Origin of the sequence: Lentzea waywayandensis (genome assembly GCF_900115955.1) — a bacterium.
Lineage (GTDB): Bacteria > Actinomycetota > Actinomycetes > Mycobacteriales > Pseudonocardiaceae > Lentzea > Lentzea waywayandensis.
This window is the reverse complement of the sequence record NZ_FOYL01000003.1, coordinates 831,952-854,120: the sequence shown is the minus strand read 5'-3', so window position 1 is coordinate 854,120 and position 22,169 is coordinate 831,952. Positions and strand designations below refer to the sequence as shown.

The 22,169-nt window shown below is 68.2% G+C and carries 23 protein-coding genes and 1 pseudogene; 6 read left to right on the top strand and 18 right to left on the bottom strand.

The window, feature by feature from the left end; genetic code table 11:
* Nucleotides 1-73: 73 nt before the first annotated feature.
* The 6 genes from BM417_RS14735 to gatC all read right to left on the bottom strand — a co-directional run bounded on the left by BM417_RS14735 (nucleotide 74) and on the right by gatC (nucleotide 6,618).
* Entirely contained in the window at nucleotides 74-2,482 is a 2,409-nt protein-coding gene (locus BM417_RS14735) for a CHAT domain-containing protein (RefSeq protein ID WP_177320434.1), read from the bottom strand.
* A gap of 246 nt (nucleotides 2,483-2,728) precedes the next feature.
* Nucleotides 2,729-2,905, bottom strand: a complete 177-nt coding sequence (locus tag BM417_RS14730) for a hypothetical protein (RefSeq protein ID WP_177320433.1) — start codon at nucleotides 2,903-2,905, stop codon at nucleotides 2,729-2,731.
* A gap of 239 nt (nucleotides 2,906-3,144) precedes the next feature.
* Nucleotides 3,145-4,647, bottom strand: a complete 1,503-nt coding sequence (gene gatB / locus BM417_RS14725; protein ID WP_093593084.1) for an Asp-tRNA(Asn)/Glu-tRNA(Gln) amidotransferase subunit GatB — start codon at nucleotides 4,645-4,647, stop codon at nucleotides 3,145-3,147.
* Entirely contained in the window at nucleotides 4,644-4,841 is a 198-nt protein-coding gene (locus BM417_RS14720; protein ID WP_245821917.1) for a hypothetical protein, read from the bottom strand. Before BM417_RS14720 ends, gatB begins: the two co-directional genes overlap by 4 nt.
* On the bottom strand, nucleotides 4,838-6,322 hold the full coding sequence (gene gatA / locus BM417_RS14715; RefSeq protein WP_093593081.1) for an Asp-tRNA(Asn)/Glu-tRNA(Gln) amidotransferase subunit GatA: 1,485 nt from the start codon (nucleotides 6,320-6,322) through the stop codon (nucleotides 4,838-4,840). Before gatA ends, BM417_RS14720 begins: the two co-directional genes overlap by 4 nt.
* The gene (gene gatC / locus BM417_RS14710; RefSeq protein WP_030467875.1) at nucleotides 6,319-6,618 is read right to left on the bottom strand and encodes an Asp-tRNA(Asn)/Glu-tRNA(Gln) amidotransferase subunit GatC; all 300 of its coding nucleotides are present in this window, start codon (nucleotides 6,616-6,618) and stop codon (nucleotides 6,319-6,321) included. Before gatC ends, gatA begins: the two co-directional genes overlap by 4 nt.
* Nucleotides 6,619-6,848: 230 nt before the next feature.
* Here gatC and BM417_RS14705 point away from each other — a divergent pair, with 230 nt between their 5' ends.
* A complete protein-coding gene (locus BM417_RS14705) occupies nucleotides 6,849-7,502 on the top strand; it encodes an ACT domain-containing protein (protein ID WP_177320452.1) in 654 nt (217 codons plus the stop codon).
* Here BM417_RS14705 and BM417_RS14700 read toward each other — a convergent pair.
* On the bottom strand, nucleotides 7,499-8,182 hold the full coding sequence (locus BM417_RS14700) for a 3-keto-5-aminohexanoate cleavage protein (protein WP_093593075.1): 684 nt from the start codon (nucleotides 8,180-8,182) through the stop codon (nucleotides 7,499-7,501). The two genes, BM417_RS14705 and BM417_RS14700, sit on opposite strands and share 4 nt — an antisense overlap.
* A 60-nt stretch (nucleotides 8,183-8,242) precedes the next feature.
* On the opposite strand from BM417_RS14700, the gene BM417_RS49855 reads away from it, so the two are divergent.
* The gene (locus tag BM417_RS49855) at nucleotides 8,243-8,365 is read left to right on the top strand and encodes a hypothetical protein (RefSeq protein ID WP_281251315.1); all 123 of its coding nucleotides are present in this window, start codon (nucleotides 8,243-8,245) and stop codon (nucleotides 8,363-8,365) included.
* 72 nt (nucleotides 8,366-8,437) lie between these two features.
* The gene (locus BM417_RS14695; protein ID WP_093593770.1) at nucleotides 8,438-8,662 is read left to right on the top strand and encodes a hypothetical protein; all 225 of its coding nucleotides are present in this window, start codon (nucleotides 8,438-8,440) and stop codon (nucleotides 8,660-8,662) included.
* On the opposite strand, the gene BM417_RS14690 is transcribed toward BM417_RS14695, so the two are convergent.
* The gene (locus BM417_RS14690; protein ID WP_093593072.1) at nucleotides 8,659-9,093 is read right to left on the bottom strand and encodes a GNAT family N-acetyltransferase; all 435 of its coding nucleotides are present in this window, start codon (nucleotides 9,091-9,093) and stop codon (nucleotides 8,659-8,661) included. The two genes, BM417_RS14695 and BM417_RS14690, sit on opposite strands and share 4 nt — an antisense overlap.
* A 38-nt stretch (nucleotides 9,094-9,131) precedes the next feature.
* On the opposite strand from BM417_RS14690, the gene BM417_RS14685 reads away from it, so the two are divergent.
* Nucleotides 9,132-9,548, top strand: coding sequence for an SWIM zinc finger family protein (locus BM417_RS14685; protein ID WP_143138648.1), 417 nt, complete (start codon nucleotides 9,132-9,134; stop codon nucleotides 9,546-9,548).
* Here BM417_RS14685 and BM417_RS14680 read toward each other — a convergent pair.
* The 6 genes from BM417_RS14680 to BM417_RS14655 all read right to left on the bottom strand — a co-directional run bounded on the left by BM417_RS14680 (nucleotide 9,537) and on the right by BM417_RS14655 (nucleotide 14,543).
* Nucleotides 9,537-10,046, bottom strand: a complete 510-nt coding sequence (locus BM417_RS14680) for a hypothetical protein (RefSeq protein ID WP_143138647.1) — start codon at nucleotides 10,044-10,046, stop codon at nucleotides 9,537-9,539. The two genes, BM417_RS14685 and BM417_RS14680, sit on opposite strands and share 12 nt — an antisense overlap.
* A 112-nt stretch (nucleotides 10,047-10,158) precedes the next feature.
* Complete coding sequence (locus BM417_RS14675; protein WP_093593064.1) at nucleotides 10,159-10,659, bottom strand: GNAT family N-acetyltransferase; 501 nt, start codon at nucleotides 10,657-10,659, stop codon at nucleotides 10,159-10,161.
* Nucleotides 10,652-12,775 carry an NAD-dependent DNA ligase LigA gene (ligA, locus tag BM417_RS14670; RefSeq protein WP_407656143.1) on the bottom strand — a complete coding sequence of 708 codons (2,124 nt, stop codon included), beginning with the start codon at nucleotides 12,773-12,775 and terminating at the stop codon, nucleotides 10,652-10,654. The genes BM417_RS14675 and ligA overlap by 8 nt, the downstream gene beginning before the upstream one ends.
* A 33-nt stretch (nucleotides 12,776-12,808) precedes the next feature.
* Nucleotides 12,809-13,462 carry a hypothetical protein gene (locus BM417_RS14665; RefSeq protein ID WP_093593059.1) on the bottom strand — a complete coding sequence of 218 codons (654 nt, stop codon included), beginning with the start codon at nucleotides 13,460-13,462 and terminating at the stop codon, nucleotides 12,809-12,811.
* A 5-nt stretch (nucleotides 13,463-13,467) separates the two neighbouring features.
* Nucleotides 13,468-14,025 carry a YdeI/OmpD-associated family protein gene (locus BM417_RS14660; protein ID WP_218164469.1) on the bottom strand — a complete coding sequence of 186 codons (558 nt, stop codon included), beginning with the start codon at nucleotides 14,023-14,025 and terminating at the stop codon, nucleotides 13,468-13,470.
* Nucleotides 14,022-14,543, bottom strand: coding sequence for an LppU/SCO3897 family protein (locus BM417_RS14655; protein ID WP_143138646.1), 522 nt, complete (start codon nucleotides 14,541-14,543; stop codon nucleotides 14,022-14,024). The genes BM417_RS14660 and BM417_RS14655 overlap by 4 nt, the downstream gene beginning before the upstream one ends.
* Nucleotides 14,544-14,607: 64 nt before the next feature.
* Between BM417_RS14655 and BM417_RS14650 the strand changes: the two genes are divergently transcribed.
* On the top strand, nucleotides 14,608-15,087 hold the full coding sequence (locus BM417_RS14650; protein ID WP_093593767.1) for a GNAT family N-acetyltransferase: 480 nt from the start codon (nucleotides 14,608-14,610) through the stop codon (nucleotides 15,085-15,087).
* Here the strand turns inward: BM417_RS14650 and BM417_RS14645 are convergent.
* The 3 genes from BM417_RS14645 to BM417_RS14635 form a co-directional block, all read right to left on the bottom strand.
* Nucleotides 15,074-16,153 (bottom strand): hypothetical protein, encoded by a 1,080-nt coding sequence (locus BM417_RS14645; RefSeq protein ID WP_093593051.1) that lies wholly within the window; start codon nucleotides 16,151-16,153, stop codon nucleotides 15,074-15,076. The two genes, BM417_RS14650 and BM417_RS14645, sit on opposite strands and share 14 nt — an antisense overlap.
* Before the next feature lie 38 nt (nucleotides 16,154-16,191).
* A complete protein-coding gene (locus BM417_RS14640) occupies nucleotides 16,192-18,045 on the bottom strand; it encodes a glycoside hydrolase family 9 protein (protein ID WP_093593048.1) in 1,854 nt (617 codons plus the stop codon).
* Nucleotides 18,046-18,136: 91 nt separating this feature from the next.
* The gene (locus BM417_RS14635) at nucleotides 18,137-19,186 is read right to left on the bottom strand and encodes a methionine synthase (protein WP_093593045.1); all 1,050 of its coding nucleotides are present in this window, start codon (nucleotides 19,184-19,186) and stop codon (nucleotides 18,137-18,139) included.
* 140 nt (nucleotides 19,187-19,326) lie between these two features.
* On the opposite strand from BM417_RS14635, the gene BM417_RS14630 reads away from it, so the two are divergent.
* Nucleotides 19,327-20,661, top strand: a complete 1,335-nt coding sequence (locus BM417_RS14630) for a glycoside hydrolase family 18 protein (protein ID WP_093593042.1) — start codon at nucleotides 19,327-19,329, stop codon at nucleotides 20,659-20,661.
* Nucleotides 20,662-20,967: 306 nt separating this feature from the next.
* Here BM417_RS14630 and BM417_RS14625 read toward each other — a convergent pair.
* Nucleotides 20,968-22,150 (bottom strand): annotated as a pseudogene (locus BM417_RS14625) (RNA-guided endonuclease InsQ/TnpB family protein).
* Between the last annotated feature and the right edge of the window lie 19 nt (nucleotides 22,151-22,169).

Genomic DNA, 22,169 nt, shown 5'->3' with positions numbered 1-22,169 from the left:
AGCCAAATGGGGCACAAATAACCGCTGACCAGCGCGTTCATTTCACTGAACGACGTACAACCACTCGAACGGCCTAGCCAGAACCCAGACAGAGGAACGGCCGGCGGAACGGATCCTTCGCCATGGCCTCGGCCAACGCCACCGCAGGCGCGGCCCCGGCCACCAGCGCCCGGTGGTAGTCGGCCATCGCCGCGGCACTGGCCTCGTCCCCGACCTTGCTGGCCGCGGCGACCACAGTCCGCGTCCCACCCGCCAGCATCGCCCCGGCAAACCCCAACGCCTCGTCGCCGGGCCTGATCCGGTTCAACGCCAGCGAGCAGGCGGCCAGCACGACGTGTGCCGGAGGCGTTCGGAGACGTCCGAGTTCGTGCGCGAACAGCGGTCCGTCGACGAGTTCGAGCCGCGAGAACAGGGCGTTCTCGTTCTCGTGCTCACCGTGGGCGGCGACGTGCACGAGGTCCGCGCCGTCGAGGTGAGCGAGAACCTCCGCCGCTGTGGCGTCCTCCCCCGACAACACGGTGGCCCTGACGTGATGGGCGGCGAGCCGGTCCAGCTCACCGTCCGCGAACTGCAGACTCGGCCCCCGCACGAGCAACACCTTGTCGGTCTTCGGCTTGTCCGACTGCGCGGCAGCGAGCCAGGCCGTCGCGCTGGGCGCCGTGACGACCGGCCTGCCGTGCAGGCTCGGGATGACACCCCACGGCACCGCGTAGAGCGTGCCCGTAGGCACCACGACCAGCTCGCGCTCGCCGATGAGGTGGATCAACGGCTTGATCAGCAACGTGTCCAGCGCATCGGCCTGCTTGCGCGCGGAGGCCTCGATGACCTGAGCCAACGGCGGTTGCAGGTAGTCGGGCGCCAACGCGTTGAGGTCGAAGTGGAGCTTCTGCGCGCTTTCGAGGGCGTCCTTGGCGACACCCAGCCGGACCATCCGCACCTGGCCACCGGCGATGACGACCGCGACCATGCCGCCACCCGACACCACGAAGCTGACCATGGCCCGCTCGCCGAGCTCGGCGATCACCTCGCTGAGGCCCGCCATCGGCCGCGGCCTGCCCCACCGCTGCGCGTGCCATCCAAGTCTGTTGGCCTCGCGCTGCGCCTTCACCAGCTTGGTGCGCAGCTCGGCGGTCGGCCTGCCGTCGAGACCGGCGCGCATCAGCTCCCGGCCGAGTCCGCGCACCTCGGCGATGTGCTCGGCCAGTTCGGCGTTCTCCACGTGCTCCAACGGTTCGTAACGGTAAGCCTGTGCTCGGGTGCGCTCCAGCCACACGAACACCTGGCGCGCGTTGTTGCTCTCCAACGCCAGGCGTATTGCCAGTTCACGCAGCTCGCGGCTGTGCACCGCGGTCGCGGACACCAGCTCCAGCCCGCCGAGCTGGTCGCGCACGAGCCCGAGCTCGTCCAGACCCTTGCGTGCGTGCAGCAATGCGGTACGACGGTCGCCCTTGGCCAGGGCGAGCTCGGCCAGCACGAGCCGGCGCTGCATGCGGTGGTCCAGCGGAGTGACAGCGCGCGGGCTCGGCAGCTGCCGCAACAGCTCCTCGCCCTCCTCGAGCCGGCCCCTGCGGACCTCCAACCTGGCGGCGAGCACCCTGGCGAGCCAGGCCTCGTCGAGCAGGTGGTTGGCCGAGAGGTGCCCGGAGAGCGTCAACGCCTTCTGCACCAACGCGTTCGTCACGCGCTTCGCCTGCATGGAATGGGCCCAGAGCTCGATCAGAGCCGCCATCATCCACCAGGTGCTGCCGCGTTTCTCCAACTTGCGCATGGAGGCTTTGGCCATCCGGCGAGCCAGGTCGAACTGCTCGTCCAACAGCGCCGCCGAGGCCCGGTACATCTCGACCTCGGCGATGTCCTGGCTGATCTTGTCCTTGCGAAGCACCGGCAACGCCTCGTCCAGCATCCGGCCGACGTCATCGGACATGCCGACCATGAGCATGGCCTCGGCGTGCATGAGCTGGATGCTGGCGATGATCGTGGGGCTTTCGGACGCACCGAAAATGCGTTCCGCTTCTTCGTAGCGCCGCAGGGCCTCCGGCAGGTTCCCGCTCTGCTTGTAGGTGTTGGCGAGCGCTTGGACCGTGAACGGGTAGAGCTGGTCCAGGCCGTGCTCACGACTGAGCACGGTGACCCGTTCCAGATCCGCGATGGCCAGTTCAGGCCGGCGGATGGCCGCGTTCGAGAGGGCCCTGACGGTCAGCGAGTTCGCCAGCAGGCTCACCCACTCGAAGTCGAACTGCTCAGGCGAGGTCCGCATCTCGTCCTCGGCGAACTTGATGAACGGACTGAACCAGTGAACCGCCCGCTCGGGCTCGCCCAAGCGCATGATCATGCCGCCGCGCTGGTAGTCCGCGCTGCCCTTCAGCAGAACCCGGCGACGCGGATCATCGATCAGCTCGATTTCACGCGCCGCCAGGTCGAACAGCTCGACGGCCGCGTCCGAACCCTGGGTCTCGCCGTAGCACCGGGCGAGCGTGTACATGATGCGAGCACGCAACTCCGCCAGGACCGGGCTCGCCGGGGCACGATCGGCATGCGCGAGTGCACGCTTGAAAAGGCGGATGGCTGGAGGGAAGCTGTACTTCGCATACTCGGCCCATCCCGTTTCGTACAACTCGCGCGCTCTGTCCAAGGCACGAGCGGGCATGTGATCATCACACCACATGCGCCCAAACGGCGCTGTCCGCCAACCAGGCGCAGACCTGGTAGCGGACAGCGCGGAGTGTCACTAGCTGGCTACTTCTTCCTTGGCCACGTTGCCCGGGTGGTTCGGGCAGTCGAGCTCGTGCTCGACGGGCATGGCGACCACAGGATGCCCGGGAGGCGTGACGCCGCAGCACTGCGGCGTCAGCGGCGGGTCTTCCGGTTCCGGAGTCTTGTCCTTGCGGTCGTCCCCGTCCAACATGTCCTTGAACTTGTCGACGATGTTTGTGAACAAACCTTCGTGCTGGCCACTCATGAGGATTCCCCCCTCGTTTGGACTATTTACTTCCCATCCCCCCAGATGGGTTGCAGCAAGAGGGTGACACACACGGCTACAGACATACGTCTCATTTAGCTAACAGCCACTCAGACGGCCTAAGATCACAAAGGGCCACCTGCACGAACAGGTGACCCTTTGTGATTTTTATGGCGAATGTGTATCTACGAGCAGCGTGCGAGCACGATCTCGCGCACGCGGGCCGCGTCGGCCTGGCCCTTGGTGGCCTTCATGACCGCGCCGACGATGGCACCGGCGGCCTGGACCTTGCCGTCGCGGATCTTCTGCGCGACGTCGGGCTGGGCCGCGAGGGCCTCGTCGACCGCCTTCTCCAGGGCCGAGTCGTCCGAGACGACCTTGAGGCCACGCTTCTCGATGACGTCTTCCGGGGAGCCTTCGCCCTCCAGGACGCCGTTGACGACCTCGCGGGCGAGCTTGTTGGTCAGCGTGCCCGCGTTCACCAGCTCGATCACCTTCGCGACCTGGGCCGGGGTGATGGCGAGGTCGGTGAGCTCGATGCCCTTCGAGTTGGCCTGCTGCGCGAGGTAGGACACCCACCAGGAGCGGGCCTCGTCCGGCTTCGCGCCCGCCTCGACGGTCGCGATGATGACGTCCAGGGCGCCCGCGTTGACCAGGTCGCGCAGGACCTCGTCGGTGAGGTTCCAGTCCTTCTGGATGCGCGCGCGGCGTTCCCAGGGGAGCTCGGGCAGGGTGAGACGCAGCTCCTCGACCCACTCGCGCGACGGCGCGATCGGGACCAGGTCGGGCTCCGGGAAGTAGCGGTAGTCCTCCGCCGTCTCCTTCTTGCGGCCCGCCGACGTCGAGCCTGAGGACTCGTCGAAGTGACGGGTCTCCTGGGTGACCTCGCCGCCGGACTCCAGCACCGCGGCCTGACGCGTCATCTCGAAGCGGACGGCGCGTTCGACGCTGCGCAGCGAGTTGACGTTCTTGGTCTCCGTGCGGGTGCCCAGGGCGCCGGTGGTCTTCGGTGAGAGCGAGACGTTCGCGTCGCAGCGCAGCGAGCCCTGGTCCATGCGGACGTCGGACACGTCGAGCGCCTTGAGCAGGTCGCGCAGGGCCGTCACGTACGCGCGGGCGACCTCGGGGGCGCGCTCCTTGGTGCCCGGGATCATCTTCGTGACGATCTCGATCAGCGGCACGCCGGCGCGGTTGTAGTCGAGCAGCGAGTGCTCGGCGCCGTGGATGCGACCGGTGGCGCCGCCGACGTGCAGCGACTTGCCGGTGTCCTCCTCCATGTGCGCGCGCTCGATCTCGACGCGGATGACCTCGCCGTCGTCCAGCGTCACGTCGAGCCAGCCGTTGAACGCGATCGGCTCGTCGTACTGCGACGTCTGGAAGTTCTTCGGCATGTCCGGGTAGAAGTAGTTCTTCCGCGCGAACCGGCACCACTCGGCGATCTCGCAGTTGAGCGCGAGGCCGATGCGCATCGCGGACTCGATCGCCTTCGCGTTCACCACCGGCAGCGCGCCCGGCAGGCCGAGGCACGTGGGGCAGGTGTTGGTGTTCGGCTCGCCGCCGAAGACGTTGGCGCAGCCGCAGAACATCTTCGTGTTGGTGTGCAGCTCGACGTGCACTTCCAGGCCCAGGACGGGGTCGTACTTCTCGATGACCTCGTCGTAGTCCATCAGCTCAACAAGAGAGGTCATGCCAAGTCGTCCTTCCGCAGAGCACGGACGGCCAGCGCCGCACCGGTGATCGCCACGGCGATGCTCGCGATCGCGTTCGCCAGAGCCAGCTTGTCGTTCTTCGCCCGCGCGTTCCGGAAGCCCGAGAACGCGGCGGCGGCACCGGCCACGGCGCCGGCGATGCCCAGGAGACCCCTTGCCTTCTTGATGTTCACAGCGACGGGCCTCCGAACGCGCCGCGCGCGGCCTCGTAGGCCGCGGCCACCCGGTACATGCGGTGGTCCTGCAGCGCCGGCGCCATGATCTGCAGGCCGACCGGCATTCCGTCCTCATCGGACAGACCGCTCGGGACGCTCATGGCCGGGGTGCCCGCGAGGTTCGCGGGAATCGTGCAGAGGTCGGCCTTGTACATGGCCATCGGGTCGTTCGCGCGCTCACCGATCTTGAACGCCGTGGTCGGCGTGGTCGGGGAGATGAGCACGTCGAACTTCTCGAACGCCTTGGCGAAGTCCTGCGTGATCAGCGTGCGGACCTTCTGCGCCGAGCCGTAGTACGCGTCGTAGTAGCCGGACGACAGCGCGTACGTGCCGATCATGATGCGGCGCTTGACCTCCGGGCCGAAGCCGGCCTCGCGGGTCAGCGACATGACCTCCTCGGTGCTGCGCGTGCCGTCGTCGCCGACGCGCAGGCCGTAGCGCATGGCGTCGAACCGGGCGAGGTTCGACGAGCACTCGCTCGGCGCGATGAGGTAGTACGCCGGCAGCGCGTAGTCGAAGCTCGGGCACGACACGTCCGCGATCTCCGCGCCGAGCTCCTTGAGCTGCGACACGGCGGCCTCGAAGCTGCGGGCCACGCCCTGCTGGTAGCCGTCACCGCTGAACTGCGTGACGACACCGACGCGCAGGCCGGACAGGTCGCCGGACAGACCCTCGCGGGCCGCGGCGACGACCGGCGGCACCGGCGCGTTGATGGACGTGGAGTCCATGTGGTCGTAGCCCGCGATGATCTCGTGCAGCAACGCGGCGTCGAGCACCGTGCGCGCACACGGACCGGCCTGGTCCAAAGAGCTGGAGAAGGCCACCAGGCCGTAGCGCGAAACGCCGCCGTAGGTGGGCTTCACACCGACGGTGCCGGTGACCGCGCCGGGCTGGCGGATCGAGCCACCGGTGTCGGTGCCGATCGCGAGCGGCGCCTGCAGGGCGGCCAGCGCGGCGGACGAGCCACCGCCGGAGCCGCCGGGGATGCGGTCGAGGTCCCACGGGTTGTGCGTGGGGCCGTACGCCGAGTTCTCGGTGGACGAACCCATGGCGAACTCGTCCATGTTCGTCTTGCCGAGGATGACGACGCCGGCTTCCTTGAGCTTGCGCGTCACCGTGGCGTCGTAGGGCGGGATCCAGCCTTCGAGGATCTTGGAACCGACCGTGGTCGGCACACCCTCGGTCGTCATGACGTCCTTGAGCGCCAACGGCACGCCGGCGAGCGAGGACACCTGCTCGCCGGCCTTGACGGCCTCGTCGACCTTGCGGGCCTGCGCGAGCGCGCCCTCGGTGTCGACGTGCAGGAAGGCGTGGACCTTCGCGTCGGTCTCGGCGATGCGGTCCAGGTGGGCCTGCGTGACCTCGACACTGGAGATCTCGCCGCTGTGGATCTTCGCGGCGAGCTCGGCCGCGGTGGCGTGGATCAGGTCGTTGGTCATGCTTCCTCACCCAGGATGCGGGGCACGCGGAACCGGCCGTCCTCGGCCTCAGGAGCGCCGGAGAGCGCCTGCTGCTGACCGAGGCTCGGACGGACCACGTCCTCGCGGAAGACGTTGGTCAGCGGAACGGCGTGCGACGTCGGCGGGATGTCGGCCGTGGCGATGTCGCCAACCGAGGCCACCGACTGGAGGATCACGTCGAGCTGTCCGGCGAACAAGTCGAGCTCGTCCTCGGTAACAGCCAGCCTGGCGAGCTTCGCCAGGTGCGCGACCTCGTCGCGGGAGATGCTGGGCACTCCTGTCAACCCCCGTAGGGTCGGGATACGAATCGGGAACCCCGTGAGTCTATGGGCTGGTCAGGCGCGCCTTCGAACGGGTTACCGCCTCCGTGGTTGACCGGCACGTCAACTTAACCGTTCCGCAACGCGGACAGCGGGTCATGCGTTGACGATGCGTCTGCGAGAATCACCGACCGGCAACGGCGCGAGACGCGGGGTCTCTCGCACGAGCTATGGAGGCGTTCACCTTGTCGTTCCTGATCCGGGTCCAGCTCCCGGACCGTCCCGGCACCCTCGGCGCGGTCGCAACGGCTTTGGGCGAGATCGGGGCGGACATACTCAGCGTCGACGTGGTGGAACGCGGTTCCGGCATCGCCATCGACGACCTCGTCGTCGAACTGCCGTCCGGCCGCCTGCCGGACACCCTGATCACCGCGGCGGAGTCCATCGAGGGCGTCGAGGTCGACGCGGTGCGCCCGTACGCGGGCATTCTCGACACCCACCGCGAGCTCGAACTGGTGGAGGAGATCGCCGACGCCCCGCACAAGGGCCTGGAGGTCTTCACCGAGGGCGTCCCGAAGATCATCCGCGCCGGCTGGGCCGTCGTGGTCGGCCCCGAGGGCACCGGCATCAACCGGCTGACCTCGTCGTCCGCCGCCCCGGAGACCCGGATGGCGAACGTGCCGTGGTTCCCGCTGGAGCGCGCGACCGTGCTCGACGGCGAGGAGGACTGGGTACCGGAGACCTGGCGCGAGCTGGGCACCGAACTCGCCGCGACGCCGCTGGGCAAGCCGGACCGGGTGCTCGTCGTCGGACGCCCTGGCGGCCCGATGTTCCGCGCGGCCGAGGTGGCCCGCCTGGCACACCTGGCCGGCATCGTCGCGGTGGTGCTCCCCGACTAGCTCGGGGCCCTGGACCTCTGCCGCCTGCGGGCCATGGCGATCAGCTCGGCGTTGTTCTTCGCCGTGCGGCCGTCGGGCATCTGCAGGGTGTCCTCCAAACCCATGCGCACGTGGTGTTCGAGGAGCGCGCCGTAGTCGAGGACGAGCCAGGCCTCGGCGTCGCGGCCGTGCACCAGGACCGGCAGTCCGAGCGGTTCCACTTGGGCGAGCAGGCTTTCCGCCGTGTCACGCGTCGCGCTCACCGTGATCCGGCTGACGCCGTCCGGCAGGTCTTGCAGGTCCGCCGGGCTGTCGACGACGAGCTCGACCTGGACGTTGACCCGGTGCAGGGCCTGCGCGAGATCCCGCCAGCCGGGCTGGTTCACGTGCACGCTGGCGATGTCCGGCCGCCCCGCCGCGAGCGGCGCCCAGCTGCCGATCAACGTGGCGCGGCTGCCGGGAACGTTCGTGGACACGCTGATCTCGATGCCCGGCACGGCGGCGCGGACGGTGGCGATCGTCGTGGCCACCTCCGGCCCCACGAGCGTGAGCGCGCCGATGACGTCTCTCGGATGGATGTGCACCGACGTGACGCCGAGCGCGGCGACGTCGGCCGCGTCCTCGGCGAGGCGTTCGGGGGACAACGGCAGGGCCGGGTGCTCCTCGGCTGCGCGGGAGCCGTTCAGACAGGCTTGCAGCACACCTCATACGGTCCCACACAATCCTTCTGACGGCGTTGCTCCAAGGGTTACCGTGAGGACATGCGACTGGCCCTGGTGCTCGCCCAAGGGAACGAGCTGGCGGTGGGCGATCTGGCGCTGGGGGTGGCCGGGTTGCTCGCGGTGGTGACGGTGATCGTGGTGGCGGTCAAACGGAAGCGATGACTCGCACTGCGGAATACCGGATCTCACTCCAGAATCTGCCGTGATCGCCCCACCTCTGGAGGTATGAAGATCATGGCCATCACCGTGAACCTCGACATGCTCCTCGACAAGGCTTACGAGAACCTCCCCCTCACCGAGATCCTGGACGCCCCCGTGGACGCCCTGCAGGGCGTGAGCCCCGGCGACGCGGAGAAGCTGAAGGCCGCGTTCAACATCAAGACCGTGCGTGACCTGGGCACCAACAAGTACTTCCGCGCGGCCGTGACGTTGCTCGACCTGGAGGCGACGGCTCGTTAGAGCACGATGCGGTAGTGGACGAACGGCGTCTTCTCCGCGACCTGGTCGTAGAGCTTGCGGGCGGTCTCGTTCCACTCGCTGGTGTGCCAGTAGACGCGGCAGCAGTTCTGCTGTTTCGCCCATTCCGTCACCGCCTCGATGAGCGCGCGGCCGACGCCCCGGCCGCGCGCCTCGGGGGCGGTGAAGAGGTCCTGCAGGTAGCAGACGTCCGGGCCGGACGTGCTGGGGTGCTTGAAGAAGTGCGTGATGCCGACGAGGTTGCCGTTGTCGCGGGCGCATAGGGCGTGGATGTTTTCGTTGGCTTGGAAGGCTTGCCACTTCTCGTCGTACGTTTCCGCTGGCAGTGTGCGTTCGTAGAACGTGTTGTAGCCCTCGAAGAGCTCCTGCCACTGGGCTCTGTCCGCAGGTTCGAGTGGGCCGATCGCGATCATGTTGATCCTTTCTGTGGTCACCCGGTTGGATGACCCTCGTGTCGACGACCCTCACCACCGAGCTGCTGCTGCACCGCGCGGGCACCAAGTCGTACTGGCGCGGCCTGACCTACCGCGAGTCGGTGCTGTCCCTGCGGGTGCACAGCCGGCACGTGGCGGCGCGGGTGCGCGGCGGTGACGACTCGGCGTACGTGGTGGAGCTGTCGTGGTCGGGGACGCATCTGGTGGGGGCGTGCAGCTGTCCGCACGGGTCCGAGGGGTTCTTCTGCAAGCACTGCGTGGCTGTCGGGCTGGTGCTGCTGGACCGGGGCGAGACGGTGCCGCCGCCGGACGCCGAGGACGTGGAGCTCAAGGACGTGCTGAGAGCGTTGCCCGCCGAGGTCCTGCGGGAGCTGCTGTACGAGCAGGCGGCGGGCGACCCCCAGCTGCGGGCGCGGATCATCTCAGCACGCTGACGGTTGTTGCGTCTCCGGCAGCAGCGCGCAGTGCTTGTAGTGGCCGAGTGCGACGTCGGCGAGCACCCAGCCCTCGCCCGCGCGGCGGAAGGTGAGCAGGTGGGGCAGGCCGTAGCCGGTGAACTCGGCGGTGCCGGCCTCGGCGAAGTACAGCTCGGCGTGCTCGTGGACGCGTGCCACCACGGTCCGGCCGGTCTGGTCGACGTCGAACCGTTCGGCGCTCGTCTCGACCACCGCTGCCCGGTAGCGGGTGCGGGCCGACGTCCTGGCCGCTTCGAGCTTCGTCTCGTGCACGGCCAGTCTCGTGGCCAGCTCCGGGGTGACCGGGACACCGAAGCCGGGCGTCTGCGGTCCGGTGGTGACCTTCTGCGCCCGGTTGTGCAGGTAGCGCTGGGCGATGCCGAGGATCTCGCCCTGGTCGGCCTCCGCCAGGGCGACCGGTGTGGCCGAGGCGCCCAGCAGTGCCGCGGCCACGAGCAGGACAGCCGTCGCTCTCACCAGCGACCCCCCATTCGCGCGCTTTCGCAGGGGTACCCCCGTGCCGGGAACCCCTACATCTCAACGTACTCAGGTGGTCCGACAAGATCGGTGGACGACCTGGTTTCCCTGGTCAGAGCGGGATTCCGTACGCGTACGCCCTCAGATCCACGCCCGGCAACGGTGACCAGTCGCGGTCCGGCAGCCGCGTGAACCCCAGCCGCTCGTACAACCGGTGTGCGGCCAGCATCTTCTCCGACGACGACAGGACCACGTGGGTCGCTCCGGCCTCGCGCGCCTTGTCGATCACCGCGCGCACCAGGGCCTCGCCGACGCCACGACCTCGCGCGGCCGCCGACACCGCCAGCATGCGGAACTCGAGCTCACCCGGCCTGGAGATCTCCGCGTAGGGCGTGCCGGGACGCACGACCGTCACCGAGCCCAGGACGGCGCCGGACTCGTCCTGGGCGACGAGCAGGCCGGCGTCGCGGAAGCGGGAGGCCGCGTCGGCGAGGAGAGTCGCGTAGTCGTCGTGGTCACCCACGATGCCGTCCGCGCGGTACGCCTCGACCGTCACGGAGCCGACCGACGGCAGGTCGGCCTCCGTTGCCGGGCGGATGATCAGATCAGCCATCTGCGCCTTCTTCCACTGAGCCTTCGTCGACGGGGAGGGCCACCTCCCTCGCCGCGTCCGGGCCCTGTTCCAGCAGGACGCGGAAGCCCGCCTCGTCGAGGACCGGGACCTTCAGGGAGACGGCCTTGTCGTACTTGGATCCTGGCGAGTCGCCGACCACCACGAAAGCGGTTTTCTTGGAGACCGAACCCGCCGCCTTGCCGCCGCGGGCGAGGATCGACTCCTTGGCGGAGTCGCGGGAGTACTCCGTCAGCGAGCCGGTGACCACGATGGACAGACCTTCGAGGTTGCGCACGATGGACGCGTCGCGCTCGTCCTCCATCCGCACGCCCGCGGCCCGCCAGCGCTCCACGACGCCTTGGCGCCACTCCGTTTCGCGCCACTCGACCACGGCCGTCGCGATGGTCTGGCCGACGCCCTCGGCGCCGGCCAGCGCGTCTTCTTCAGCCTCGATGATCGCGTCCATCGAGCCGAACTGCTGCGCCAGCGCGCGGGCGGCCGTCGGGCCGACGTGGCGGATCGACAACGCGACCAGCACCCTCCACAGAGGACGCTCCTTGGCCGCCTCCAGGTTGTCCAGCAGCTTCAGCGCGTTCGCGGACAGCTCACCGTTCTTCGTCGTGAAGCGCTCGACCTGTCGCAACGCCTCGGCGTCGAGGTCGAACAGGTCGGCCTCGTTCGCGTAGATCGTGGACTCGGTGATCGCGGCGGCCGCCTCGTAGCCGAGCACCTCGATGTCGAGCGCGGCACGGGAAGCCAGGTACGCCAGGCGTTCGCGCAGCTGGCCGGGGCACGTCTCCGCGTTGGGGCAACGGATGTCGACGTCACCCTCCTTCATGGCCCGCAGCACGGAGTTGCACTCGGGGCAGCGGGTCGGCATCTCGAACTCGCGCGCGTCGGCCGGGCGCGCGGCCAGCACCGGGCCGAGCACCTCGGGGATCACGTCACCCGCCTTGCGAATGACGATGCGGTCGCCGATCAGCACGCCCTTGCGCTTGACCTCGGACCCGTTGTGCAGCGTGGCCCGCGCGACCGTCGAACCCGCCACCTTCACCGGCTCCATCAGCGCGAACGGCGTCACGCGGCCCGTGCGACCCACCTGGACCTGGATGTCCAGCAACGTGGTGGTGGCCTCTTCCGGCGGGTACTTGTAGGCGATGGCCCACCTCGGCGCCCGCGACGTCGTGCCGAGGCGCCGTTGCAGCGACACCTCGTCGACCTTGATCACGAGGCCGTCGATCTCGTGGACCGCGTCGTGCCGGTGCTCGCCCCAGTACTCGACCTTCTTGCGGACGTCCGCCGGGTCGGTGAGCACCTCGGTGTGCGGTGACGTCGGCAGGCCCCACGCCTTCAGCGCCTCATAGGCCAGCGACTGACTGGCGGCCTCGAAGCCCTCCGTCTTGCCGATGCCGTGGCAGATCATCCGCAGCTTGCGCGAGGCGGTGACCTTCGGGTCCTTCTGCCGCAACGACCCCGCGGCGGTGTTGCGCGGGTTCGCGAACGGTGGCTTGCCCTGCTCGACCAGCGAGGCGTTCAGGGCCAGGAAGTCCTCCACCGCGAAGAAGACCTCGCCGCGCACCTCGACCAGGTCCGGCACCGGGTACTCGGCGGAACCCTTCAGCACCACCGGAACGTCCGCGATCGTGCGGACGTTCAGCGTCACGTCCTCACCGGTGCGGCCGTCGCCGCGGGTGAGCGCCCTCGTCAGCCGGCCCTTCTCGTAGAGCAGGTTGATCGCAAGGCCGTCGATCTTCAGCTCGCACAGGAAGTGCGTGCCGGAGCCGATCTCCTTCCCGACGCGCTCGAACCAGCCCGTCAGCTCGTCCTGCGCGAAGACGTTGTCGAGGCTGAGCATGCGCTCCAGGTGGTCGACCGCCTTGAACTCGGTCGAGAACGTGCCGCCGACCAGCTGCGTCGGCGACTGGGGCGTCGCGAGGCCGGGATGCTCGGCCTCCACCGCCTCCAGCTGCTTGAGCAGGCCGTCGAACTCACCATCGGTGACGATCGGATCGTCCAGCACGTAGTAGCGGAACTGGTGCGAGCGCACCTCTTCCGCGAGCACGGCATGCCGCTCGCGCACCTCTGCGGGGACGTCTTCAAGGCTCTCGCTGGTCACGTCCCACAGCTTAGTGACCAGGTCCGACAGTTTTCAGCGGTCCGAATCTCCGGCGAGTTCCCTGACCAGAGAACGCAGCTCCAGCAGGCTGATCGTGCCCTGCGGCTCCAGTTCCGCGGTCTCCACGCGCCGCAACCGCTCCCCCGCCAGCCGCTCGCCGAGAGTGACGTCCAGCGGCAGGAACGTCATCGTCTGCCGCTGCTGGTCGCTCAGGTCCGCGAGCGCGGGGTGGTAGACCGCGACGTCCACGACGTCACCGTCCACCTGCGCCACCACCCGGTAGTCCCCGAGCCGCATCCTCACCTGGCCGAGGTTCACGATCACCTCGGTCGGGTCCGGCACCGGCGGCACCGAGTCGTGGAACTCCCACACCATGTCCGACGGCGGCGCGGCGGCGATCCACGCGTCGGTGTACGGGCGCAGCCTCGGGTCTTCCTGACCGCTGATCACCAGCGCGTACATCGCCATGTGGCCCTGCTCGAGAGAGAACAGGAGGTCCGGGTGCAACGAGCTCACGAGGTCCTTCAGCTCATCCTCGACCCGGTGCGGCTCGCCGTCCCCGAGCGCCGCGCTGACCACCGGTACCAGCTCGAACCACCGTTCCCAGAACCGTTGTGCGGCTTCCTCGGCGTTCGGCAGGTGGGCGGGGACGACGTCTTCGGCTTTGCGGCGGCGGAACCACTTCATGATTCTCAACTGTAGAGCTTGCGCCCCTCCGCCAGCATTTCGACGAACTGAGCGATGCGCCTCTGCCGCGTCTCCGGCCTCTTCGCGTCGTGGATGCGCAGCAGCACGGCGTACCTGTTCTGACTGTTCAACGTCTTGAAGAACTCGGCGGCCTTGGGATTGGCCTGCAAAGCTTCGGTGAGGTCGTCCGGCACCTCGATCGTCGCCGGCCCCGCGTAGGCCGCGTCCCAGCGTCCGTCCGCTTTGGCCTTCTCGATCTCCCTGAGCCCCGCCGGCAGCATCTTGCCCGCCGCGATCAGTTCCTCGACCTTGCCGCAGTTGCGCTTGGACCACTTGCTCTTCGGACGTCGAGGCGTCCACCGCTGCGAGTACCAGGTCTCGTCCACGGACCGGGTCAGTCCGTCGATCCACCCGTGGCACAACGCGATGTCGAGCGCCTCGCCGTAGCTGATCGACTTGATCCCCGAGCCCTTCTTGGCGTACTTGATCCACAGCTCGGTCTCGCTGGAGCCGTTCTCGTGCAGCCAAGCGTCGAACTGCGCGGGTTCCTCGAAGACGATCAACGCACTCTCCTCAAGCAAAGCGTCATGTCCTCATAGGGAACACCGAGTTCGGCCTCTTCGGGGCAACTTTCTTCGGCTATGTCGACGACCTGCACGTTCACCCGCGGTGCCGCGCAGTCGAACTTGGACACGACGGACCTCTGCAGATCGTCGGTGTCGAGCTCGAAGCAGTCGCCCCGCGCGGCGTTGGGCATCAGGCACAGGGCGGCGTCGTGTCTGGTGTCGCGCAACACCTTGTAGTCGCCGCGCGGGCACTCCGCGCTGGTCTCGGTCAGAACGGTCCCGACCTTCAACGCGGCCCGGTCACCGCCGCAGTCGATGACGGTCAGGCCCAGGTCGTTCTCCCCCGGTCCGTTGAACCTCACGCAGCTGCCCTTCTGGGCCTTGGAGTAGTCGGTGAGGAACATGGACTCCGGCGCTGACTGCGCAGGTTCGTCGGTTCCGCTGAACGCCCACCACACGCCGAGATAGGCCAGCACGGCAAGTACGCACACCATCAAGGTCTGTCTCACGACCACGCTGCGGAGTATGGCGGCGAAAACTGAGTGGCGCGCGACGACAGGGTTGGTCACAGTGCGCGTCATGCTGATCCGGCGGGAGACACCCGCAGACATCGACGCCATCCGCACGGTCACGAACCTCGCGTTCAAGGACGGGCCGGAAGCTCCGCTGATCGACTGGCTGCGCGCGGACGAGGGGTGGATCCCGGAGTTCTCGCTGGTGGAGGACGGGGTGCTCGGGCACGTCGTGTGCACGCGCGGGTACATCGACTCGGTGGCCGTTCTCGGGCTCGGGCCGATCGCCGTGCATCCTTCGCATCAGCGGGCCGGTATCGGGTCGGCGTTGGTGCACGCGGTTCTGGGTGCGGCGGAGGCTCGGGGCGAGCTCGCGGTCATCCTGTTGGGCGACCCCAGGTACTACTCGCGGTTCGGGTTCCGGCTCGCTGCGGAGTTCGGGATCACGCCGCCGGTTCCCGAGTGGGCACCGCACTTCCAGGCTCGGTTGTTCGGTGAAGTGCCCGCTGGGGCGTTCCGGTACGCGGAGCCGTTCAACCGACTTTGAGCACCTTTCCTTCGGCCGTGCGCGCGTAGACCGTGCCGTCGACCTGTGCGGACACGGTGTCGATGAAACGGCCTTCGCCCAACGGTTCCCAGGTCGAGGTGAGGCGGTTCAGGCGGCCGTCGATCAAGGTGTAGATGCCGACCGTTCCGTCTGGACGGAGCACCGCTTCGGGTGAGGCGTCCAGGCCCTGGGCGATCTCGCGCCAGGTGCCGGCGGCGCTGGCCATGAGCTTGTTGCCGGAGCGGACGTAGACGGCCACGGACCCGTCCGGGTAGGCGATCACCGACGGCTTGCCGGTGGCGAACCCGGGCGGGCTCAGAGGCTGCCAGCCGGGACTCGTTCTCGCGACGCTGCCGTCGGCCAGCACCGCGTACAGGTCGACGGTCCCGTCCGGACGGGCCACGGCCTCGGGGTCGCCTGCCACACCCGACGCCACCGGCCGCCACGCCCCGTCCGCCAGCGCCATGACCTCGCCGCGGGCCGTCCGGGCGAACACGAACCGGCCGGCCACCGCAGGACGTCCGACGAACACACCCGACGTGCTCAGCCGCGCGCCATCGGCCCAGACGTCGCCGTCCTGCACCACGTAGACCCCACCGGCGACCTCAGGACCGCCCTGCCAGGCCTGCCGCAGCATCGCCCCCGCGCGTGCCTCCGCCTGGTCGTACCGCTCCGGGCAGCAGGATCGCTGCACGGCATCGGCGAGCCGCCCCGCCGAGAGATCAGGCCGGTCGACGCGCACCGCGTACTCGAAGAAGCGCCCCGCGGCATACGAGACGTCCATGATCTGCTCCGGCGCGCCCCAGCCCATCGACGGCCGCTGCTGGAACACGCCCAGCGAGTCGGCGTCGCCGCAGTCGAGGTTGTTCATGTGCGACTCGACCCACCCGGCCTCGAACCCGGCGAGCATCACCTTGTCGCTCACGCCCCGAGAAAGACCAACGGCGTGCACGACGCGGATGACGTCCGCGTCGTGCACGCCGGGAACTCGGCAGGAGAGCTTCACCGGCAGCGCATGCGCCGTACCGGCCGTGAGCAGCAAGATGACCAGCGCGAGCCTGAGCACAAGTCCGAATTGGACACCCAGGCCCGCGCCGGCGCCACTCAGGAGTTGGCGATCAGCGAGAAGCCGAGCACGCCCGTCGCCGTGAAGTCGATGGCCGGCTCGGAGCTCGGCCACGAGCGCAGGTCGTCGGCGAACACGGACTTCGCGGAGTTGAACTCGAGCGTGTAGGGCTTGGTGCAGTCGACGGAACCCGGCGGCATCTCACCGAGGTCGCCGAACAGGGAGGCGTCGTTCGGGCCGTTGATCACGGCGCCGACCAGCACCTTCGAACCACCGTTGGGCGAACCCGAGAGGTTCGCGGCCTGGTGGTGCGGGCACTCGGGGAACTTCGTGCCGACGCCGACGATCAGCGACGTGCCCCAGGCGTTGGTGCCGAGGGCGAAGCCGCGCTGCTGCGTGCCGAAGGTCGAGTACGTCTTGTCACCGGTGAGCTTCTGGTACAGCGCGGCCGTGGTGATGTAGCCGAACGTGCGCGAGCCGACGTCCCAGGTCTCGACGTTGGCGGCGGTGCGGAACGGCGACGTCTTGGCCGCGTCGGCGCCCTTCTGGAGCTGACGCACGATGTCGCCGACGATCTGCTTCTCGGTCACCTCGGCGCCCGGGATGCCCTTCTTCAGCAACGGCGCGAGGTCCGCGTGGCCGAGCGCGGAGATGTTGTAGACGTTCAACGTGTCGGGGTCCTGCGTCGCCAGGAACTCCTTGGCCCAGTGCGTGGCGGCCTTCGCGAACTGGGTGTAGCGCTTGTCGTGCAAGGCCTTCGCGGCCAGGGCGAGCTGGGTGGCGCCGAACTCCATGTCGTCGGTCCACGACTCTTCGGGGTAGTACGCGTGCGGGAACGCCGTCACGAGCTCGCCGACGTCCGAGGTCTTGGCCAGGGCGAAGAGCTGCGCGGCCTTGTCCAGGTACGAACGCGCGACGCGCGGGTTGCGGTCGGCCTCGATCTGCGCGGCCAGCGCGAACGAACCGGCCACCCGGCCGACGAGGTTCGGGCTGATCTTCTCGCCGGCGACGTTGGCGCGGAACACCGGGCGGTACTTGATGAAGTACTCGCTGTCGCCCGGCTTCACGTTCAGCTTGTCGTCGGCCTCGGGCAGGCGCCACACGTCGTGGTCGCCGACGAAGCCGAACTCCTCGGAGCCGGTGCCGATGCCGACCTGCGCGTAGAGCGTGCCGGTCTTCTCGTCGAACGCCTTGTCGAGCCACTTGAGGCCGAACTTGGCCTCGTCGTACAAGGCGTCGTTGTGCTTGTTGCGCAACGCCAGCAGCATCGACGCGGTCGAGTACGACGAGGCGTGCGTGAACTTCACGAAGTCACCCGCGTCGAACCAGCCGCCCTCGAGGTCGACCTTCGCGCCCGTCGGCTTCAACGGCGCCGCGATCTGGTCGCCGCCCTCGCCCGCGAACACCGGCGCCTCGTAGACGAGCGCCTCGCGGTCGGTGAGGTGCGCCGGCTTGCGGTTCAGCCTGCCGGGGACGACGTCGGCGCCGTCGCGCTGCGCCTGGAAGAACTCGACGGTGTTGTGCGCGACCGGCGAGAACAGCTTCTTCAGCGAGTCGACCTTGAACGCCGGCGAGGTCGTCGTGCCGACCTTGATCCGGTACGTCCCGGGCGCCCTGACCTTGGAGAAGTCGATCGGGTGCACCGCGGGGAACTTCTCGCTCCACGAGCCCGTCGAGGCGCCCGTCTTGCCGGTCAGCACGGTGCGACCGCGACTGTCCACAACGGAGAACTTGGTGTTCGCGGCGCCTCCGAGCACGTAGGCGTGCTTCTGCTCGGAGGTGCCGAACCCGACCTGATCCAGCCGGATCTGGCCGGTGGGCGCGGCCTGGGCAGGCGCCACGACCACACCTGTGAGCACTGCGGCGACGAGCGCCGCCAGTCTGATGCGCATGAGGGGAACTCCCGGTCCAGGCCCGGCGATTGGCCTTCGGTTAAGAAAGTTTCCTAATAGTTCGCAGCAGACTAGCCGCACAAACCGGACATCACCAGCCCTCAGGCGGCTCCAAAAACGACGAGGAGAGATCACGGGTCAGGGCCAGCGCGCGCTTGACCCAAGTGGACGTAGCACCCGCTAGACCGCACGTCGGAGTGGGCAGCGCCTTCTCGGCGAGGATCGACCGCGGAAAGCCGAGACGGTCCACCAGCGTGAACGCCCGCTGCCCGACGTCCTTCAACGCGACCGGCACGCCGGGGTCGAGGCTCGGCACCAGACCCAGCGCCAGCGTCGTGCCCGCCTCCCACGTCTCACCGATCTCGTCGAGCGCCTCTGCACCCTTGATCAGCGTCAGGTCGAACGAGATCGCCGTCGCTCCCGCCTCGCGCAGCAGCGTCAACGGCGGGTGCGGCGCGCAGCAGTGCACGATCACCTCGTGGTCCTTCAGGGCCTCGATCACCACGGCGAGCACGTTGCGCGCGTCCGGACCTGGCACCGCGGGCACGGTGCCGAGCTTGGACGGCGTCGGCAGCAGGCCCTGGAGCACGGCGGGCAGACCCGGTTCGTCGATCTGCACGACGACCTTCGCCTTGGTGCGCTTGGCGACCTCGGCCGCGTGCTGCTGGAGGCCCTCGGCGAGCGACGCGGCGAACTCCTTCACGGCACCTGGGTCCGTGAGCACCCGATGGCCGCGCATCAGTTCGATGTTCGACATCAACGTCCACGGCCCGACGGCCTGCACCTTGACCGTCTCAGGCTGCGCGCCCGCACGCTCCAACGCCTCGTCGAACGCGTCCAGGTCGCCACGCAGCAGATCGACGGCACGGCGGTGGTCACGACCGGGGCGCGGGTTCACGCGGTAGCCGGAGGTGACGACCTCGATCGCGAGGTCGACGAGCAGGCCGGCGGTGCGGCCGATCATGTCCGCGCCAACTCCTCGCGCAGGCAGCTCCGGGACGTGCGGCAGCTCAGGCAGTTCTCCGACGACGACGCGCGCCGCCTCGTCGATGTCGGTTCCGGGCAGCGATCCGATTCCAGTTGCTCCACGCACCCGCCGAATTGTTCCACTGTCCGGCGGACAGAAGAGGTCTAGACCCATTGACGCTATGGTCTAGGCCACTTACCGTGATTGAGCAGGCGCTTAACGTACGGGCGCCTCCCTGTACGTGGTGCAGGACCGCGACGCGCCCCGTGGTCCTGCACCACTCCCTTCCTCCCCTGCCGGAAGGACCACACCCGATGGCCCGCTTCGCCCTTTTCGCCGCCGGGGCCGCCACCGCACTCGTGGCCGGACTCGTCGCCATCGCTCCCACCGCCTCGGCCGCCGGCGAATCCGCCGCGTTCAGCCAGGACTCGTCCTGGGGCTCCGGCTACCAGGGCAAGTTCACGATCAGCGCGGGCTCCACCGCGCTGACCGGCTGGAAGCTGGAGTTCGACCTCGCCGGCGCGACGCTCGGCTCGTACTGGGACGCCACGGCGACCAGCAGCGGCAACCACCACACGTTCACCAACCGCGAGTACAACGGCAACGTCTCCGCGGGTGCCTCGACCAGCTTCGGCTTCCTGGTGAGCGGCTCGGCGTTGCCCACGAACTGCAAGCTCAACGGCGTCCCGTGCGGCGGCGGCGGCGGTGGCACAACGACCACCACGACCACGACGACCGGGCCGACCACCACCACGACCTCCGATGTGCCGCCCACGCCCGGTAGCGCGCGCGTCGCCCCGTACATCGACATCACCATGCCGACGCCGTCACTGGTCGACGTGGCCAACGCGACGGGCCAGAAGCACTTCACGCTCGCGTTCGCACTGGGTTCGTCAGCTGGCTGCGATCCGGCGTGGGGCGGCACGGTCCCGTTGAACGACAGCCGCATCGTCAACGACACCAGGGCTTTGAAGGCCGCGGGCGGCAGCGTCATCGTCGCGACCGGCGGCGCCATGGGCCCGTACCTGGAGCACGTCTGCTCGTCGGTCGACGCGCTGTACAACGCCTACGTGAAGGTGCTGGACGCCGTGGGGTCGAACAGCATCGACGTGGACGTGGAAGCGACGATCCCGCAGGCCACCGTGAACGCGGCGCTGAAGAAGCTTCAGGACGCCCGCGGCACCACCGTCAGCTACACCATGCGCATCCAGGGCCAGGACTACGGCATGGACCCGTACTCGGTGGACGTGCTGAAGGACGCGGCCGCCAAGGGCGTCAACGTCCTCGTGAACCCGATGCTGATGAACTTCGGCTACACGGGCAACTGGGGCGACGCGATGGTCAATGCCGCGAACGCCACCCTCGGACAGATGCGCGCCATCTGGCCGTCGAAGTCCGACGCGCAGTTGAAGGCACTGCTGGGCCTCACGCCGATGATCGGACGCAACGACACCGGCCCGACGACGACCCAGGCCGACGCGCGCAAGGTCCTCGACTACGCGAAGGCCAACCACGTCGGGCGGATCGCATTCTGGTCGGCCGGCCGCGACAACGGGTCGTGCCCCGGCGGCGGAGTTTCGCCCACGTGCAGTGGAATCTCGCAGGCCAACTGGGAATTCACGAACATGTTCAAGACCTACACGGGCTGATCGGCCCCTGAAAAACGAAGGCCGTTGCGGGAACTTCCGTCCTCGCAACGGCTTTCTTCATTCCGTCAGGGCGCTCAGCAGGAGCTGCAGCAACCGCAGCCCGGACCCGTGCAACCGCCACAGCAAGAACAACCACCCATGGTGCCCACCTCCGATGTTGAGCGATCAAGCCTGTCGGACAGTAAGGCTGCTCCAACACTGCGTGACACCACCTTCAGAGTGATTAAGGTGCCACGATTGGCTTGTCCTCCGCCCGAGGGCGGGGTTCCGTCTGGCTCGCGCCAGACTTTTCCTGCTTCTTCTCCCTCAGGCGGGAGGTCGCGACGGTTGCCTCACCAGCTCACGCCGGATCGGTCTGACACCGTCTCCACAGGCTGCGACCGCCAGCCCGGCGGCCAGGATGTTCTTCGCCGCGTTCACGTCCCGGTCGTGCACCGCTCCGCACGAACAGGTCCACGTCCGCACCTTCAACGGCAACTCTTCGACCCGCTGCCCACACGCCGAGCAGGTCTTGGTCGACGGGAACCACCGATCGATCGTGATCACCTCGCGGCCGTACCACGAGGCCTTGTAGGTCAGCATGCGACGCAACTCCGACCACGAAGCATCAGAGATCGCGCGCCAGCGAACGATTGCGGAGCATGCCGCGCACGTTCAGGTCCTCGATCACGATCGCTTGGTTCTCACGAACGAGCCGAGTGCTGAGTTTGTGCAAGGTGTCTCGCCGCCGGTCTGCGATGCGAGCGCTCAGTCTCGCGATCCTGCGGCGGGCTTTCTGCCGGTTGGCCGATCCCTTCTGCTTCCTGGCGAGAGCACGCTGTGCCCTTTCCAGCCGTTCCCGGCACTTCTTCTCCTGCTGGGAGTTGGTGATCTTCTCCCCCGTGGAGAGCGTCACCAGTGCGCTCAACCCGACATCAAGGCCTACGACGGAAGCGATTGGCGCGTGGTGATCCACGCTGGTCTCGACCAGCATCGACACGAACCAACGCCCAACGCTGTCGCGACTCACAGTGACGGTAGACGGTTCGGAGCCCTCAGGTAGCGGCCTGGACCACACGATCGCCAGCGGTTCAGCCATCTTGGCCAGCGAGAGCCGGCCATCACGCCATCGGAACGCCGATCTGGTGTACTCCGCTGACGCACGAGACTTCTTGCGCGACTTGAACCTGGGATGACATGCACGGTTGGCGAAGAAGTTCCCGAAAGCGCCGTGCAGGTGCCGCAGTGCCTGTTGCAACGGAACGCTGGACACGTCGCGCAGGAAACCCAACGCCTCCGTCTTCTTCCACACGGTGAGCATGGCCGAGGTCTCGCTGTAAGTGACGCGTCGCCGCTCGCAGCTCCACGCTGTAGTGCGTGCTTCCAAGGCCATGTTGTAGACCAGACGCACACAACCGAACGTGCGCGACAGTTCTGCCGCTTGCACTTCGGTCGGGTAGAAGCGGTACTTGAACGCCCGCTTCACGAACGTCTTGCTCACGGCACACATTGTCGCAAGCACCTGGAGT

Coding starts and splice junctions, on each gene's coding strand:
- gatA (WP_093593081.1), bottom strand. CDS start 6,322: ATGACCAACGACCTGATCCACGCCACCGCGGCCGAGCTCGCCGCGAAG.
- gatB (WP_093593084.1), bottom strand. CDS start 4,647: ATGACCTCTCTTGTTGAGCTGATGGACTACGACGAGGTCATCGAGAAG.
- BM417_RS14675 (WP_093593064.1), bottom strand. CDS start 10,659: ATGGCTGATCTGATCATCCGCCCGGCAACGGAGGCCGACCTGCCGTCG.
- BM417_RS14665 (WP_093593059.1), bottom strand. CDS start 13,462: ATGAAGTGGTTCCGCCGCCGCAAAGCCGAAGACGTCGTCCCCGCCCAC.
- BM417_RS14730 (WP_177320433.1), bottom strand. CDS start 2,905: ATGTTGGACGGGGACGACCGCAAGGACAAGACTCCGGAACCGGAAGAC.
- BM417_RS14630 (WP_093593042.1), top strand. CDS start 19,327: ATGGCCCGCTTCGCCCTTTTCGCCGCCGGGGCCGCCACCGCACTCGTG.
- BM417_RS49855 (WP_281251315.1), top strand. CDS start 8,243: ATGCGACTGGCCCTGGTGCTCGCCCAAGGGAACGAGCTGGCGGTGGGC.
- BM417_RS14640 (WP_093593048.1), bottom strand. CDS start 18,045: ATGCGCATCAGACTGGCGGCGCTCGTCGCCGCAGTGCTCACAGGTGTG.
- BM417_RS14695 (WP_093593770.1), top strand. CDS start 8,438: ATGGCCATCACCGTGAACCTCGACATGCTCCTCGACAAGGCTTACGAG.
- BM417_RS14690 (WP_093593072.1), bottom strand. CDS start 9,093: ATGATCGCGATCGGCCCACTCGAACCTGCGGACAGAGCCCAGTGGCAG.
- BM417_RS14650 (WP_093593767.1), top strand. CDS start 14,608: ATGCTGATCCGGCGGGAGACACCCGCAGACATCGACGCCATCCGCACG.
- BM417_RS14635 (WP_093593045.1), bottom strand. CDS start 19,186: ATGGGTCTAGACCTCTTCTGTCCGCCGGACAGTGGAACAATTCGGCGG.
- BM417_RS14735 (WP_177320434.1), bottom strand. CDS start 2,482: ATGTACACGCTCGCCCGGTGCTACGGCGAGACCCAGGGTTCGGACGCG.